Raw genomic sequence first — 15,142 nt, 5'->3', positions numbered from 1 at the left:
ACCAATATAAGCCAATTTAGTTTAATGCTGTGTCATAATATAGACGAACGCCTATTTTGTCTCGGCTAACACTTGTTTGGCGAACATCACAGACACCGCCAGCGTCAGCAGCGCCACCACCAGCATGGCCGTGGTCACCAGAAAAGCCATACCTGAGGTTTGGGTGGCGGCTGTATCTTGGGGCTGTTGCACCATCTCCAGCAGGCGGATGAAGTACGTGCCGGCGCGCCAGCCCAACAGCAGCGTGAGCAGGGCAGCCTCTCCTGCGCCCAACAGGAAGCCCCAGCGGTGCCGGCGGTTGAGGAAGTGGCCGGCCACCAAAGCCAGCAAGCCGCCGGCTATACCTGTGATAAGGGCCGTTTGGGCTTGTTCGCCGGCCACATCCACGGCGACAGCGCCGCAGCCGAGCATGAACACGCCGAAGAAGGCGTAGAGGTAGGAAATCTGTTTGTGTATGGTCATAAGACTTGTGTTTGCTACAAGCAAATATAGCGGGAAATGTTGAGGAGCTATACCTGCGTCCCGACAAGTCGGCTGCAGGGCTACAACCTTTGGGCGGAACCGAAGTATTATCCTGATGGGGCGCCTAAAACCCCGCACTATGACCAAGAAAGACGAACTGCACCAATTATACAAAGACCCCGCCCTGTCAGCCGAGTGGGCGGGCTTGCGCTATACCTCTGACGAAAAGCCCGGTATCACTCGAAAAAAAGCTGGCTCCGGCTATACCTACCTGAACAGCAAAGGTGAGAAAGTGACGGATGAGAAGACGCTGGAACGAATCAACAAGCTGGTTATACCCCCGGCCTGGACCGAGGTATGGATTTCACCGAGCGCAAAGGGGCACCTGCAGGCGACAGGCCGCGACCAGAAAGGCCGCAAGCAGTACATCTACCACCCGGAGTGGCAGCAGGCGCGGAGCCTGACCAAGTTCGGCCGCATGATTACCTTCGGGAAGACGCTTCCAAAACTGCGCGCGCAGATAGAAGAAGATATAAATTCCCGAAAACTGGACAAGCGCAAAGTGACGGCCCTGGTACTCTCCATCATGGACAGCGCCCTAATCCGCATCGGCAACCGGCATTATGCCAAATCAAACAAATCCTACGGCCTTACCACCCTCCGCGACCGCCACGTGTCATTCAATGGCAGCACCGTTACCTTCGCCTTTAAGGGCAAGAAAGGGGTGGAGCACGAAATTGACCTGAAGGACCGCCGCTTGGCTCAACTGGTGAAGAAGTGCAAGGAGATTCCTGGCTATGACCTCTTCCAGTACTATGATGAAAACGGAGAGCGGCAAACGCTGGAGTCGGGCGACGTAAACGAGTACCTCCGCGACATCACTTCACACGATTTCACAGCAAAGGACTTCAGAACCTGGGGCGGCACCGTGCGCATGGTGGAGTGCCTGGAACAGGTGCTGGATGTGGACCCGGAGATGGATAAGGAGAAAAGCATCAAGGAGGCGGTGAAGCAGGTGGCGAAGGGCTTGGGCAACACGCCCAGTGTCTGCAGCAAGTACTACATCCATCCGGAGGTGATGAACCTGTTCCGTGAAGACAAACTGCTGAACTACCTCAAAAAGCACGATGCCAGTTCCTCCAAGTCAGAGCACATGACAGGTATGGAGGAGTTCGTACTCAAGATGCTGGAGAGAGTAGCGAAAGAAGCCGCTAAGGCAGCCTAGTTTCCCTCCCTGTCGTAGGCGTGCACCCGTACGTCACGGGTGGTGAAGTCCCTGGCTTCGGTGCCGAAGTCTATCTCATTGCCGCGCTCGGTGTCGTAGATGTGCGTCATCCTGCGCCTGCCTTTCACGGATGATTTGTCTGTGATTTCATCTTCGCCCAGACCGCCGTATACCTCCACCAGTATGCCGTCTGTTGTGTTGCCTTCCAAAAGGAAAGTGTCGTCATTTCCTAGGCCGTGCAGGGTTATCTTTTCTGTTTCTTTCCGGGAAAAGATGCGTTGGTAGAGGACCTTTTCGGGCAGGCTGTCTTGAGCAGGTCGCGTTACAGTTAATTCCGTACGGGCATCATCAAGCCGTTTTACCAGGAAGTTGTCTTGTTTGTCTGTACCTGCCACGGTGACGTGCTTTGCCAATACCTCATACATTTTGCTGGCCACCTCAGGCAACTGGTCGCGGCGGTTCCGGAGGCTTTCCGTCATGTCAGCACCCACCAACTTGTATACCGGCGCAGGCAGTTGCTTCACAGCTCTTTCGATGACGCTATCGGTCAGCTTTTGCTGCAGTTCCTGTGCCACCTGCTGCCACTCTTGCCGGCTGATTTCGTTGAGCAGGCGCTCGTCTATGAACTCCGCGTTAATCATGAGCGCTTTCACATCCTTTATTTGAGGGCCGAAGGAACTGAACTTGCGAGCGACTAACTTGCTTGTCGCCAGGAAAGGTATAGCACCGTCGTTCATCTTCAGGAATACCTGGTCGCGGTCTTTGGGAATTGGTTCATAACGGACATCCTTACCTTCTTGAAAAGCAGCCCAGTCCCACTGTCCCTTATGCCGGTCCCAATCGCCCAGCAGCACGTCCAACAGCCGGGCGCGGGCAAAGGCACGCTGATTGAAGTGGTGGGTATTGGTCTCGTAGCGCTTCCGCAACGCATCATCCGAATCCTCAAAGGTAGCTACGTTTGCAAAGGCAGGAAGCACATTCGCGGCGCTCTTGAACTTCTCTTCCAGCATAAACACCTTTCCCTGCACGGCATCGGCATACGCTCCGAAAGAGGAGTCGTCTGACCGGACATAGTACAAAATAGGAGATGCATGGTACATGCCGGCCGCTTCGGCTAGCACAGGCACCACCAGTGCGCCATACGGGTTGGCCGACGAGGTCTGGTCACGCAGGATGTTAGTCACGAAAGTAGGGCGCCAGAATTTGGCCAGCACCAGCACCGGGTCTTTGTCAATGGAGCGGAAGGCGTACAGGCGGCCAAGACTGTCCTGCAGGTGAAAGCTGCTGGTTTGGTAGCCACCTAACTTTTTGAGCACCTTCATGCCGCCGTTCATGGTAGCCAAATCAAAAACAGGAAGCTTGACAGGGGTAGTCCAAAGGTCGCGGTTGTGCCTGCCCCAGAAGAGGCGGTGGAGCCAGCCCCGTTCATAATGCCGGCCGGCCACCACCCACACGCTGTCAGGACCAGGAGCAGTGGCTATACCTGCCTCTCCTGGTTCTGCCAGTGCATCTTTCTGAAAGAAGTCATTGTCGGCGCAGCTGCCCAGCAAAAGGGTGAGTAGCAGCAGAAGCGCGGTTTTGTAGGTATGCATTTAAAAGGGCGTCTGTTCCCTTTAACGCAGCAGAAGTATAAGGTTTTCGCTATTTCCGGTTTTGTCTGTAGTAGCGAATCAACCCGGCAGTAGAGCTGTCATGGTCGGCCTCTTTGTTGCTGAGTAGTTCCTCCTCAATGGTGCCGGCCAATTGCTTGCCCAATTCCACGCCCCATTGGTCAAAGCTGTACACGTTCCAGATGACGCCCTGCACAAACACTTTGTGCTCGTACATGGCAATCAGGCTGCCCAAGGTATAGGGGGTGAGCTGATTGAACATGATGGAGGTGGAGGGTTTGTTGCCCTCAAACACTTTGTGTGGCACCAGCTGCTCCAGTTCCTCGCCGGCCATACCTTTCCGCTGCAGCTCCTCGCGCACCTCATCGGCAGTTTTGCCTTTCATGAGCGCCTCCGTCTGGGCGAAGAAGTTGGAAAGCAGCATGGGGTGGTGCTGGCCAATGGGGTTGTGGCTGTTCACCGGCGCCAGGAAGTCAGAAGGTATCAGCACCGTGCCCTGGTGGATAAGCTGGAAGAAGGAGTGCTGTCCGTTGGTGCCGGCGGCTCCCCAAATCACGGGCTGGGTCTCATAGTTCACGAATTCACCGTCGCGTCCGGCTGACTTGCCGTTGCTTTCCATTTGGAGTTGCTGCAGGTACTCGGGCAGCAGGCGCAGGTATTGGTCATAGGGCAGCACTGCATGCGATTGCGCTCCGAAGAAGTTAGTATACCAGACACTCAGCAAGGCCATCAGCACCGGGATGTTCTGGCGGAGCGGAGTATTCCGCAGGTGCTTGTCCATACCTTCGGCCCCACGCAGCAGCTCCTCAAACTTGTCATACCCCAAGGCACAGGCCACCGACAGCCCAATGGCCGACCAGAGGGAGAAGCGACCACCTACCCAATCCCAGAAGCGGAACGTGTTTTCCGGCTCTATGCCGAATTTAGAGACGGCTTCGGTGTTGGTGGAGAGTGCTACGAAGTGCTTGCTGATATGGCCCTCATCCTGCGCCGCCTCCAAAAACCAGCTTCGTGCCGTCTGCGCGTTCGTGATGGTCTCCTTTGTGGTAAAAGTCTTCGAGGCGATGATGAAGAGCGTCGTTTCCGGGTCCACTTTTCGCAGTACCTCTGCGGCATCCGTGCCGTCTACGTTGGAGATGAAGTGTACCTCTATATCGGGCTTCTGGTACTTCTTCAACGCCTCACATACCATCTTCGGCCCCAGGTCGGAGCCGCCGATGCCGATGTTCACCACGTGCCGCACCTTTTTACCGGTATAACCCGTCCACTCGCCGCTGTGCAACCTGTCGCAAAATTCTTTCATCTGGCGCTGCACATCACGTACTTCCGCCAGCACATCCTCACCATCTACCATCAACTCTTGGTCTGAGAAGTTGCGCAGCGCCGTGTGCAGCACCGCCCGGCCTTCGGTAGCATTTATCTTGTCGCCCCGGAACATGCTTTCAATGGCGGCAGGCACCTGCGTCTCCTCAGCCAGCTGTGTGAGCAGGTCCAGGGTTTCTTCGTTGATGCGGTTTTTAGAGAAATCGTACAGGGTGTCTTCCACCTGGAAAGAGAACTTTTCGAAGCGCTGCGGGTCTGCCTGAAACATATCACGCAGGTGCTCCTGCTGCAGGCTTTTGAAGTGTGCTTCCAGTTTTTTCCAGGCTTGCGTGGCGGTAGGGTTATGAGATTGTAGCATGTTTTATTTTGCAGAAGTGGTTACGGCAGGAACTACTGTGAAAGTGCCTGCAAGGTTATTGTTATCAGGACAGGGCACGCCTATGTGGGCATAAATATACACTAATTTTTAGGTGGAGAGGGAGGTGAGGTATCATTTAGGTGCCGGCTGCGTAGGTCTATACAGCCCGAAGTGCTACCAGCGGAACCGTATTCCGTATGAATGAGTACCCGAACCAAGAGTATATCCACTATGAAAGAGGACCAAAACCAACCAAAAGGCAAAGGCCAACCAAAGGCAAAGATACTGCGGGAGGACGATGGCAAGCGCACACCCCCGGCCGACAGGAACTATGTGACCGGCGGCGATACCCATGCCACCCGGCCGGAGCAAGGGCCTGACGTGCCGCCACATGAGCAGACAGAAGGCATTCCGTAGCCCTGCGTTCCCTTTGAAGCTACAAAACAGGACAACCGTTGAACTGGGCATCCGTGGTAGGAATGTCCAGTTCAACGGTTGTCTATAACCAGGTATAGCCACTAAGTTGAACGACAGCCTGAACCGGCAGAATCTATAATTTAGCACCATGAGTACCCTCAATCAAACTCTCAAAGACCGTAACATCAAAGCGCTCATACTAGACCTCGATGGTGTGGTGACGCAAACGGCCCGGGTGCATGCACAGGCCTGGAAACGTATGTTTGATGCCTACCTGAAGAAGCGAGGCGAAGAGGAAGGGAAGGACTATGCACCACTTGAAATAGAGACAGACTACCGGGAGCATATCGACGGTATTCCGCGCTACGATGGGGTGCGCAATTTCCTGCAGTCCCGTGGCATCACGTTGCCCGAAGGCGACCCCACCGATGACATTGGAGAGGAGACGGTAGCCGGCCTGGGCAACCTCAAGAACATGTATTTTCAGGAACTGTTGAAGCAAGATGGGGTGGATGAGTATAAAGACACCATCGCCTGGCTGCAGCAACAGCGCAGTAAAGGAATGCGCACAGCCGTTATCTCTGCCAGCAAGAACTGCGTGGATGTGCTGCATGCCGCAGGTATAGCGAAGCTGTTTGAAGAGCATGTGGACGGACTGCAGTCGGCAGAGATGGGACTGAAAGGCAAACCTGCACCGGATATCTTTCTGGAAGCAGCCAGACGGCTGGGTGTTTCCCCACAGGAAGCGGCTATCTTCGAAGATGCCCGAAAGGGGGTACAGGCAGGTAAGGCAGGTGGTTTCGGACTGGTGGTAGGTATAGACCGCACGCGTGATGCGGAAGGTCTGAAGGCGAGTGGAGCCGACATGGTCATACAAGAATTTCCCTCGGAGGTTTAATGCACACAACTACAGACGACATGATAGAGAAACGTGGGGCACACGAGCTCCCCTCCGCACTTCAAAACCGAGAGGAACTGCTTGCGAAACTACAGAACAAAAATCCCGCTGTTTTCCTCGACTACGACGGCTGCTTGACCCCCATTGTAAAGGAACCGGACATGGCCATTCTGTCAGAGGAGATGCGGCAGGTACTGCACGATTTGGCAGGCGTATGTAAGGTGGCCGTAGTGAGCGGCCGCGACCGACAGAACGTAGAACGGCTGGTAAAGCTCGACAACCTCTACTTTGCCGGCTCCCACGGTTTCGACATCACTGGCCCGGGCAACATGCAGGCAGAACCAGGCGGTGCCACAGCGGCATTGGCCGCCCTGGATGAATCAGAAAAACTGCTTCAGGCGAAACTGCAGCACGTGGCAGGCAGTCTTGTAGAACGGAAGCGTTACGCCATTGCAGTACACTACCGTAATGTAGCCGAGGAGCAGGTAAGTGATGTGGAGCAGGCGGTGGATGCTGTACTGGCAGAGCAGCCCCAGCTCAAAAAGGGGCTCGGCAAGAAGGTAATCGAACTAAAGCCTAACCTGGACTGGCACAAAGGCAAGGCAGTGCTGTGGCTCATGGAAGAGCTGCAACTGGATAAGCAGAACACGCTGCCGATTTACATCGGAGACGATATAACAGATGAGGACGCCTTCGCCTCGTTACAAGGCAGAGGTATAGGTATACTAGTAGGTGAGCATGATGATAAAACCGCAGCAACGTACCGGCTCGAAGATGTGGAAGAGGTGCGGGCTTTCTTGCAGGAGCTGACGGATTTCGTAAAGCGTAGGAGTGATGGCTGACTGGAGCATCGCTTATGAGGAGTGGGTGCCGGAGGAGCAGCCTTTGCGCGAAGCCCTGTGCACCTTGGGCAATGGCTACTTCGCCACGCGTGGTGCTTTTGAGGAAGCCGTTGCAGATTCCGAGTTCCATTATCCCGGCACGTACCTGGCGGGCGGCTACAACAGGCTCACGTCAGAGGTTTCTGGCAAGCAAATAGAGAATGAGGATTTGGTCAACTGGCCCAACTGGTTACCTATCTCTTTCCGGTCTGTAGGTGGGGAGTGGTTTCATATGAGCTTGGTAGAAGTGCTGGCTTTCCGTCAGGAGCTGCAGTTGCAGCATGGCCTACTGACGCGGCAAGTGCATTTCCGGGATGAGCAAGGCCGTGAGTCAGAACTAAAGACACGCCGCTTGGTGAGCATGGCCAACCCGCATCTGGCTGCCATTGAATGGGAACTGACACCCATCAACTGGTCAGGTGAGATAGAAATTCATTCAGCCTTGGACGGCAGGGTAATCAACAGTGGCGTGGCCCGCTATAGAGCGCTTTCCAGCCAACACCTGGAACCTCTGGAGCAGGGGCAGCACGATGAGCAAACGATGTACCTGGTGGTGCAGACCACACAGTCCAAGACACGGATGGCGCAGGTGGCCCGCACCCGTTTCTTCCAAAACGGGCAACTCCTGGAGTCCAATCCCGATACAGAAATTGAAACAGGTTATACCCGGCAGCAACTGGTGGTGCAACTGGAGCAGGGGCAGCCAACCAGATTGGAGAAAACGGTTCTCTTCTATACCTCTCGGGATTGGGCCACATCAGAACCCCTGCTGGATGCCTGTGCCAACGTTCACCGCCAAGGTGCATTTGAGGAGCTGCTGGAGGAGCATAAGCTGGCCTGGCAGCGCCTTTGGAACCGTTGCGATTTGCACACGGCCTGCAACAACAAGACACAGTCCATACTCAGGCTGCACATCTTCCACCTCCTGCAAACCGTGTCAGGCCATACCGTGGATTTGGACGTGGGCGTACCTGCACGCGGCTGGCACGGCGAGGCCTATCGGGGACACATCTTCTGGGATGAGCTCTTCATATTTCCATTTTTGAACCTGCGGTTGCCTGCCATCACGCGGGAGTTACTCATGTACCGTTACCGCCGCCTGAACGAGGCGCGGAGTGCGGCCAAAGAAGCGGGCTACAAGGGAGCCATGTTTCCGTGGCAGAGTGGCAGCAATGGCCGAGAGGAAAGCCAGGTTATTCACCTCAACCCACAGTCGGGCAGGTGGCTGCCAGACAATACCTATCTGCAGCGGCATATCAGCGCTGCCGTCGCCTACAATGTGTGGCAATATTACCAGGCTACCGAGGACATGGATTTCCTGAGTTACTACGGGGCAGAACTAATCCTCGACATTGCCCAGTTCTGGTCCACTATCGCTGATCTAAATGAGGAGACAGGCCGCTATGAAATCCTGCATGTAGTGGGTCCTGATGAATACCATACAGAATATCCGGACTCTACTGAAATCGGATTGAACAACAACGCTTATACCAATGTGATGGCGGTATGGGTCATTCAGCGTGCGCTCGACCTGAAGGAGGTGATAGACGATTCACGTTATGAGGAACTGGTTACCAAGCTTCACATCACACCGGAAGACCTGGCGCGTTGGCAGGATATAAGCAAGCGCATGTATGTCCCCTTTATAGAAGGTACCTCCATCATCGCCCAATTTGATGGTTATGAGAAGCTCCTAGACTTTGACTGGGAGAAGTACAGAGCCAGGTATGGCGAAGCCATGCGGCTTGACCGCATCCTGGAGAGCGAAGGTGACAATGTGAACAAGTACAAAGCCAGCAAACAGGCCGATGCACTCATGCTGTTCTACCTGTTTTCTACAGAGGAGTTACTTCAGATTCTCGATAGGCTGGGGTATGACTGTACTCCCGAAATTATTCCTCAAAACATTTCCTACTACGAGCAGCGCACCTCCCATGGCTCTACACTGAGTAAGATTGTGCACTCCTGGGTGCTCGCCCGTTCAGACCGCAAACGTGCCTGGACCAACTTCCAGACAGCCTTGACGAGCGACGTAGAAGATATTCAGGGCGGAACGACTGCCGAAGGCATCCACTTGGGAGCCATGGCGGGAACAGTAGACCTGGTGCAGCGGGGCTTTACCGGGTTGGAGATTCGTGACGACGTTCTCTGGCTCAACCCTGTGCTTCCTGACGAAATGCCGTGCCTGAACCTGCAGCTGCGCTACCGCGGCCACTGGATTGCCTTGCTACTCACAGATAAGAAATTGACCATCAGCATTGACAGAGGCTGGTCGAAGGAGGTGAAGATAGGCGTGAAAGGGGAAGTCTACGCCTTCCGAACGGGCGACAAGCGCGAGTTCGACATCAGCCGGCCTTCTTTGAAAGAAGCCAGTGCCTAGGCATTAACAAATGCACCATCCGCTGCTCAGCTATACTTACACCTATACCTACACCTCCCAAACAATGCAACAGATTCTCACCATCACACTCAATCCTGCACTAGATAAAAGCAGCTATGTAAAGCGGGTGCTGCCTGAAAAGAAGCTACGTTGTGGTGAGCCTCGGTACGAGCCAGGTGGAGGCGGTATCAATGTCTCGCGTGCCATCCGAAAGCTCGGGGGGCAGTCCACTGCTTGGCTGCTCTCGGGCGGCCCGGCAGGTGAAAAGCTCTGTGAGCTGCTGCAGGAAGAAGGGGTGGAATTCTGGTCGGGTCAGACCGAGAGCTGGACCCGCGAGAACCTGATGGTGATGGAGGAGAGCACAGGTGACCAATACCGTTTCGGAATGCCGGGCCCTAAGATTCAGGAATCGGAATGGGGGCAGGTACTGGAGAAATTGCAATCACTGGAAAAGTTCCCGGAGTATGTGGTAGCCAGTGGCAGTCTGCCTCCTGGTGTGCCAGATGATTACTACCAGCAACTAGCCAAACTTGCCCATGAGCACCAGTTTCGGCTGATTGTCGATACGTCGGGAGAAGCGCTCCTTAAAGCGGCAGGAGAGGGGCTATACCTCATTAAGCCCAACCTGGGCGAGCTGGCGAAGCTGGCAGGGAAAGAGCACATTTCTGCCATGGAGCAGGAGGATTTTGCCATGCAGGTGCTGGAGGAGGGTAAATGTAAGGTCCTGGTGGTTTCGCTCGGACCCCGCGGCGCCATGCTCGCCTCCAAGGAAACGGGCATTCACTATGTGGTGCCGCCTACAGTGAAGCAGGAAAGCGCCGTAGGGGCCGGTGACAGCATGGTGGCGGGTATGGCGATGAGTCTGTTGCAGGGTTGCCCTCTGGAGGAGGTGGTACGTTATGGTGTTGCCGCCGGAACAGCCGCCACCATGACGTCGGGCTCAGAATTGTGCCGCAAGGAGGATGTGGAGGAGATATATCAGTGGCTGTTGAAGCATAAGTAGAGGATGTTTATACTTCGTAGCTGCTGCTTTGCTTTTTGCTCGCTGAGTTGTTGTATAGCTTCGCCTGTGCGGCGGGCACCTACTTTTTTTCTTGGCAAAAAAAGTAGGCAAAAAAGCCAAGACGCTCCAAACTCGCTGAACGCTCGAACAGTGGAGCGTCAATAGGCGCACTTGGCTAGTGCCATAGCTCCGTAGCTTCTGTGGTAAGTATGCCTTGCTATACCTGCCAGTGTTCATGTGCCACAACGTTTCCATGTGACGAACAGTAGCGGCAGAAAGTCCCCCTTCGAAGGGGGCAGGGGGATGTTAATCGTTCCTAATTCCTCTCTTCGGCGGAGCAAAGATGGGTGGACCTGGGAAAGCCGAAATCAAATATAATCTAGCGAAACAAAAAGGGTGAGGCACATGCCTCACCCTTTTTGTTTGCCTTCGCTATACCTTAGGCATTCCGATTCACGGCGTTCAAATCTTCAAAGGCTTCTTTCAGACGGGCAATGAAATTCTTTTCGCCTTCGCGCAACCATACCCTCGGGTCATAATATTTCTTGTTTGGGGCATCTGCACCATCTGGATTGCCCAACTGTGCTTGCAGGTAGTCGCGCTTGGACTCATAGTAGTTCTTCACACCGTCCCAAAACGCCCACTGCATGTCCGTGTCAATGTTCATCTTGATAGCACCATATCCAATCGCTTCCGTGATTTTAGCTTTCTCTGAGCCGGAGCCGCCGTGGAACACGAAGTTCACAGGGTTGGCGTCTGTGCCGTACTTCTGCTGAATGAAATCCTGGGAGTTTTTCAATATCTCTGGTCGTAGCTCCACGTTGCCTGGCTTGTATACCCCGTGCACGTTGCCAAAGGCCGCAGCAATGGTAAAGCGGCGACTAATTTTGTTCAGCTCCTCGTAGGCAAAGGCTACTTCCTCCGGTTGGGTATAGAGACGGGAACTGTCCACGCCGCTGTTGTCCACGCCGTCTTCTTCGCCGCCAGTCACACCCAGTTCAATCTCGACCGTCATACCTATCTTGTCCATACGCTGGAGGTAGCTGGCGCAGGTCTCAATGTTTTCCTTTATCTCCTCCTCGGACAGGTCCAGCATGTGCGAACTGTATAGGGGCTTGCCGTGCTGCTCGTAGTATTTCTCGCCGGCATCAAGCAGTCCGTCAATCCAGGGGAGAAGCTTTTTGGCCGCATGGTCGGTATGCAGTACCACCGGAACGCCATAGGCCTCTGCCATAAGGTGCACATGCTGCGCGCCGGAGATTGCACCGGCAACAGCCGCTTTCTGGTCCTCGTTGGCAAGTCCCTTGCCAGCGAAGAACAGGGCGCCACCATGTGAAAACTGAATGATGACAGGGGAATTAAGCTCCTTGGCTGTTTCCAACACCGCATTGATGGAGTTGGTGCCGATGACGTTGACAGCCGGAAGGGCAAAGTTATTTTCGTTGGCGTAGTTGAACAGCTCTGTCACTTCATCGCCGAACAGCACGCCTGCTCTGAATCTTTTTTCCATGTTGTAGTTCTTGTTTTTACAGAGAGGAAATTACGCATAAATATCTATAAACCGAAAATGCACCTCTGACAAGCAGCAATCCGGCTTCATTCAAACACAATCACTTTGTCTTTGTGCTTGCCGCGCATGTGGCCGCGTATAATCTGCTGTATGTCTTTGTTGTCGTTGTAGCGGGTTATTTCTGATTTAAAGTCCTCCAGGGTATGGGCCGAAAAATACTCATCCACGAAGCCGAAGCCCAGGTAAGTGCCATGCTCCACCACCACTATAGATTTCTCACCTAGCTCCCGGCCCTTGCCCACTATCACGAACGTGTTGTGCTCATAAGTGATGGAGTCGATGGCTGCGTCTACCCGCATGTTGTACTCTTCCGGACTCTCCTTGCCAATGCAGGCGCCCTGGCACTGGTGTACCTGGTAATCGAAGCAGGCACCCGCTGTTTTGTACAGGTCGCACAGTTTTTGGCAGAGGTTATACTTGGCCACCTTATGGAAAAGGAAGCCTTTGGCTTTGTAGTGGTTGGAGAGCGCCACCAGCGGCGTCATGCTCATGTTATCGGCCTTATTGATGCTGCCAAAAGTCATGCGCTTGTACCCTTTGTCGTCTTCATATACAAATATACCGGTGTTAAACACGCTGCGGCGCTGCTGCCGGTTGTAATGCGGCTTCATGCGCTTTATCTCCGATGACTCAAACAGAAGCGCCACCAGTTCATTGCCCATCAGTTCGTAGGTGATGTCGGCAATCTGGTTCTTGAACTCAATGGACTTATGGCTCTTGTAATCGATGTTAAAGTGTTGGATGATGCGCTTGCGGATGTTGATGCTCTTGCCTACATAAATCACCTCACCCGCTTCGTTGTGGAAGTAGTATACCCCCGGCACAGTCGGCAGCGCATCCACCTGCTCCTTGCTGATGGCGGGGGGCAGGAGCGAGGCCTTGATTTCGTTTTTAAGTTGCTCTGCCGGGTCGGCCATGTGCTGGGCCCCATCTATCACAGGCCTGTTTATTTTGATTAGCTTATCGAACAATTTGGCCGTGGCTTCGGCGTCTCCGATGGCACGGTGGCGCATCTCCAGCGGAATATCAATGCTCTTGCAGAGTTTGCCCAAACTGTAGGATGGCAGGCCAGGTATAAGCGAGCGGCTGAGGCGCACGGTGCAAAGCGTTTTGCGCTGGAAGGTGAAGCCCAGGTCGGCGAACTCTTTCTTTATAAAAGAGTAGTCGAAGCGTACGTTGTGGGCCACGAATACCTTGCCTTCCGTGAACTGCACTATCTCTTTCGCCACTTCATAGAACTTAGGGGCCTCCTGCACCATGTCGTCTGTGATTCCGGTCAGTTGGGAGATGTAGTAAGGTATAGGGCGCTGCGGGTTGATGAGCGTGCTATACTTGTCCACGATTTGCTGCCCGTCGTGTATGAAAATGGCTATCTCGGTAATCTTGTCCTGAGTAGGCTGGCTGCCTGTCGTCTCAATATCTATGATGGCGTACAAGATGTGTCTGGGTTATGCTTTTTGGATTGCCGCTGGCACAGCGCCGGAGGCTATCCTATAAACCAACATAATTAGCAATACGTTTCAAATTGCTACCGATGCGAATACAGTTAGCACGAATACCCTTTTATTGCTCCTGTTCCTGCTCTTGCGGCTCTTCCTGCTCCAGTTCCTCCCGTTCTTTACGGGCCTTTTTCCTAAGCTTGTCGAACATCTGGTTGAACCTGTTGGATTTCTTCACCTTCACATCATCAATGTCCGCCAGCAGGAAGCCGAAAGGTTGCAAGGGCTCATAGGCATCAAAAAGCACTTTGAGAATCGCAATCATAGGTATAGAAATAATCATACCGGCCGCTCCCCAAATCTCGCCACCAATCAGCAAGGCCACAATGGCCGCAAAGGGATTGATGCTCACTTTAGAACCTACTACATAAGGCGTAATGAAATTACCTTCCAGGAACTGCACGAACATGAACACCAGGACGACCAGCACCGCATCGAACAGGTTGCCGGTGGTAGCCAACGTAAAGAGAGCCGGAAGCATCGCGCCTATCATAATGCCTATATAAGGTATGATGGTCAGGATGGAGGCAAACACCCCAAAGAAGATGGCATACTTAACCCCCAATATGAGCAGGCCGGCAGAATTGAGCAGCGAGACAATGACAATCACAATCATCAAACCCGAAATATAACTCTGTGCCACACTCTGTATGTTATTAATGGTATGGTTCATGCCGCTGCGACGCTCCTTGGCTACGAACTTATACATGAACTGCTCCAGGTGGTCGCGGTAATACAGGAAACAGAACACGAAAATGGGAACCACCGTCAGCACGGCCAGCGCGCCAGTTGTCATGGAGATGGTGCTACCCAGAAAGGTGGTGGTAAGCTCCCGCAGGTTGCCTATAGTACTCCGGATGAAATCACTTTTGTTTGAAGGCTCTACGCCAAAGTTTTGGAAGAGAAAACGCTGCGTCTTGAAAAAGAGCACGTCGATGTTCTTGCCAATCGTCTCCAGCTCCGAGGTCAGGCTAATCACCTGCATGGACAGAAACCAGATGACTAGCCCCAGCACCACCATGACCACCACAATACTACAGATGATGGCCACAGCACGCGGAAGGCGAAATCTTTCCAAGTCGCGCGTCAGGGGAAGGAGCAGCAGGGCGAACAGCAGGGCGAACACCAGGGGCATCAGGACACTTTTAAATGTCTGCAGAATCCAGATGAGCAGGATGAGACCCAAAAGTATAACCACATACTTGAAATAGCCCGGTAATTTAATTTCCATGAAACGCTGGTTTAGGTGCTGCTTGTCCTTGTAGGGACACGGGCCAAAATAAGTAAAAGTCCTGCTTAGGTATAGTAAAAATTTTATATATTATTACTAATTGTATTAGCATAAGGGCGCGTGATAAAATCTGTCTTTTTGTGAACTGTAGAGGCAAAATAGAAGTTATGTATATATGCTTGAGATTGACGCAGAATTTGATTAAATTTGTTGGCTAAATATATTAGCAAAATACCCTTTGAGTGGCGAGAACATCAGGAGGCTGGAACTATTTGCCCCGCCTGT

At 53.4% G+C, this 15,142-nt stretch carries 12 protein-coding genes; 6 read left to right on the top strand and 6 right to left on the bottom strand.

Annotation, left to right across the window (positions count from 1 at the left end; translation table 11 throughout):
• Positions 1-51: 51 nt before the first annotated feature.
• Positions 52-462, bottom strand: a complete 411-nt coding sequence (locus tag B051_RS0110190) for a hypothetical protein (protein ID WP_018478101.1) — start codon at positions 460-462, stop codon at positions 52-54.
• Positions 463-601: 139 nt separating this feature from the next.
• Here B051_RS0110190 and B051_RS0110185 point away from each other — a divergent pair, with 139 nt between their 5' ends.
• On the top strand, positions 602-1,687 hold the full coding sequence (locus tag B051_RS0110185) for a DNA topoisomerase IB (RefSeq protein WP_018478100.1): 1,086 nt from the start codon (positions 602-604) through the stop codon (positions 1,685-1,687).
• Here B051_RS0110185 and B051_RS21150 read toward each other — a convergent pair.
• Both B051_RS21150 and pgi read right to left on the bottom strand, forming a co-directional pair.
• Positions 1,684-3,279, bottom strand: coding sequence for a prefoldin domain-containing protein (locus tag B051_RS21150; RefSeq protein ID WP_018478099.1), 1,596 nt, complete (start codon positions 3,277-3,279; stop codon positions 1,684-1,686). The two genes, B051_RS0110185 and B051_RS21150, sit on opposite strands and share 4 nt — an antisense overlap.
• 49 nt (positions 3,280-3,328) lie before the next feature.
• Positions 3,329-4,978 carry a glucose-6-phosphate isomerase gene (pgi, locus tag B051_RS0110175; protein ID WP_018478098.1) on the bottom strand — a complete coding sequence of 550 codons (1,650 nt, stop codon included), beginning with the start codon at positions 4,976-4,978 and terminating at the stop codon, positions 3,329-3,331.
• Between the two features lie 231 nt (positions 4,979-5,209).
• On the opposite strand from pgi, the gene B051_RS0110170 reads away from it, so the two are divergent.
• The 5 genes from B051_RS0110170 (at position 5,210) to B051_RS0110150 (ending at position 10,557) form a co-directional block, all read left to right on the top strand.
• Entirely contained in the window at positions 5,210-5,395 is a 186-nt protein-coding gene (locus B051_RS0110170) for a hypothetical protein (protein WP_018478097.1), read from the top strand.
• 148 nt (positions 5,396-5,543) lie between these two features.
• Positions 5,544-6,293, top strand: a complete 750-nt coding sequence (locus tag B051_RS0110165; RefSeq protein WP_018478096.1) for a beta-phosphoglucomutase family hydrolase — start codon at positions 5,544-5,546, stop codon at positions 6,291-6,293.
• Between the two features lie 20 nt (positions 6,294-6,313).
• Positions 6,314-7,135: a trehalose-phosphatase gene (gene otsB, locus B051_RS0110160; protein WP_157578734.1), complete on the top strand. Its 822-nt coding sequence runs from the start codon at positions 6,314-6,316 to the stop codon at positions 7,133-7,135.
• On the top strand, positions 7,128-9,554 hold the full coding sequence (locus B051_RS0110155) for a glycoside hydrolase family 65 protein (RefSeq protein WP_018478094.1): 2,427 nt from the start codon (positions 7,128-7,130) through the stop codon (positions 9,552-9,554). Before otsB ends, B051_RS0110155 begins: the two co-directional genes overlap by 8 nt.
• Before the next feature lie 64 nt (positions 9,555-9,618).
• Entirely contained in the window at positions 9,619-10,557 is a 939-nt protein-coding gene (locus B051_RS0110150) for a 1-phosphofructokinase family hexose kinase (RefSeq protein WP_026236320.1), read from the top strand.
• A gap of 439 nt (positions 10,558-10,996) precedes the next feature.
• Here B051_RS0110150 and fbaA read toward each other — a convergent pair whose 3' ends face one another.
• The 3 genes from fbaA to B051_RS0110135 all read right to left on the bottom strand — a co-directional run bounded on the left by fbaA (position 10,997) and on the right by B051_RS0110135 (position 14,857).
• A complete protein-coding gene (gene fbaA / locus B051_RS0110145) occupies positions 10,997-12,067 on the bottom strand; it encodes a class II fructose-bisphosphate aldolase (RefSeq protein ID WP_018478092.1) in 1,071 nt (356 codons plus the stop codon).
• An 86-nt stretch (positions 12,068-12,153) separates the two neighbouring features.
• Positions 12,154-13,563: an exonuclease domain-containing protein gene (locus tag B051_RS0110140; protein WP_018478091.1), complete on the bottom strand. Its 1,410-nt coding sequence runs from the start codon at positions 13,561-13,563 to the stop codon at positions 12,154-12,156.
• Positions 13,564-13,690: 127 nt separating this feature from the next.
• Positions 13,691-14,857: an AI-2E family transporter gene (locus tag B051_RS0110135; protein ID WP_018478090.1), complete on the bottom strand. Its 1,167-nt coding sequence runs from the start codon at positions 14,855-14,857 to the stop codon at positions 13,691-13,693.
• Positions 14,858-15,142: the final 285 nt, after the last annotated feature.

The organism is Pontibacter roseus DSM 17521, from assembly GCF_000373265.1.
Classification (GTDB): domain Bacteria; phylum Bacteroidota; class Bacteroidia; order Cytophagales; family Hymenobacteraceae; genus Pontibacter; species Pontibacter roseus.
Note: the sequence above shows the minus strand (reverse complement) of the source record. Positions and strands in the feature narration are given on the sequence as shown.

Coding starts and splice junctions, on each gene's coding strand:
- B051_RS0110155 (WP_018478094.1), top strand. CDS start 7,128: ATGGCTGACTGGAGCATCGCTTATGAGGAGTGGGTGCCGGAGGAGCAG.
- pgi (WP_018478098.1), bottom strand. CDS start 4,978: ATGCTACAATCTCATAACCCTACCGCCACGCAAGCCTGGAAAAAACTG.
- B051_RS0110185 (WP_018478100.1), top strand. CDS start 602: ATGACCAAGAAAGACGAACTGCACCAATTATACAAAGACCCCGCCCTG.
- B051_RS0110170 (WP_018478097.1), top strand. CDS start 5,210: ATGAAAGAGGACCAAAACCAACCAAAAGGCAAAGGCCAACCAAAGGCA.
- B051_RS0110135 (WP_018478090.1), bottom strand. CDS start 14,857: ATGGAAATTAAATTACCGGGCTATTTCAAGTATGTGGTTATACTTTTG.
- otsB (WP_157578734.1), top strand. CDS start 6,314: ATGATAGAGAAACGTGGGGCACACGAGCTCCCCTCCGCACTTCAAAAC.
- B051_RS0110150 (WP_026236320.1), top strand. CDS start 9,619: ATGCAACAGATTCTCACCATCACACTCAATCCTGCACTAGATAAAAGC.
- B051_RS0110190 (WP_018478101.1), bottom strand. CDS start 462: ATGACCATACACAAACAGATTTCCTACCTCTACGCCTTCTTCGGCGTG.
- B051_RS0110165 (WP_018478096.1), top strand. CDS start 5,544: ATGAGTACCCTCAATCAAACTCTCAAAGACCGTAACATCAAAGCGCTC.
- fbaA (WP_018478092.1), bottom strand. CDS start 12,067: ATGGAAAAAAGATTCAGAGCAGGCGTGCTGTTCGGCGATGAAGTGACA.
- B051_RS21150 (WP_018478099.1), bottom strand. CDS start 3,279: ATGCATACCTACAAAACCGCGCTTCTGCTGCTACTCACCCTTTTGCTG.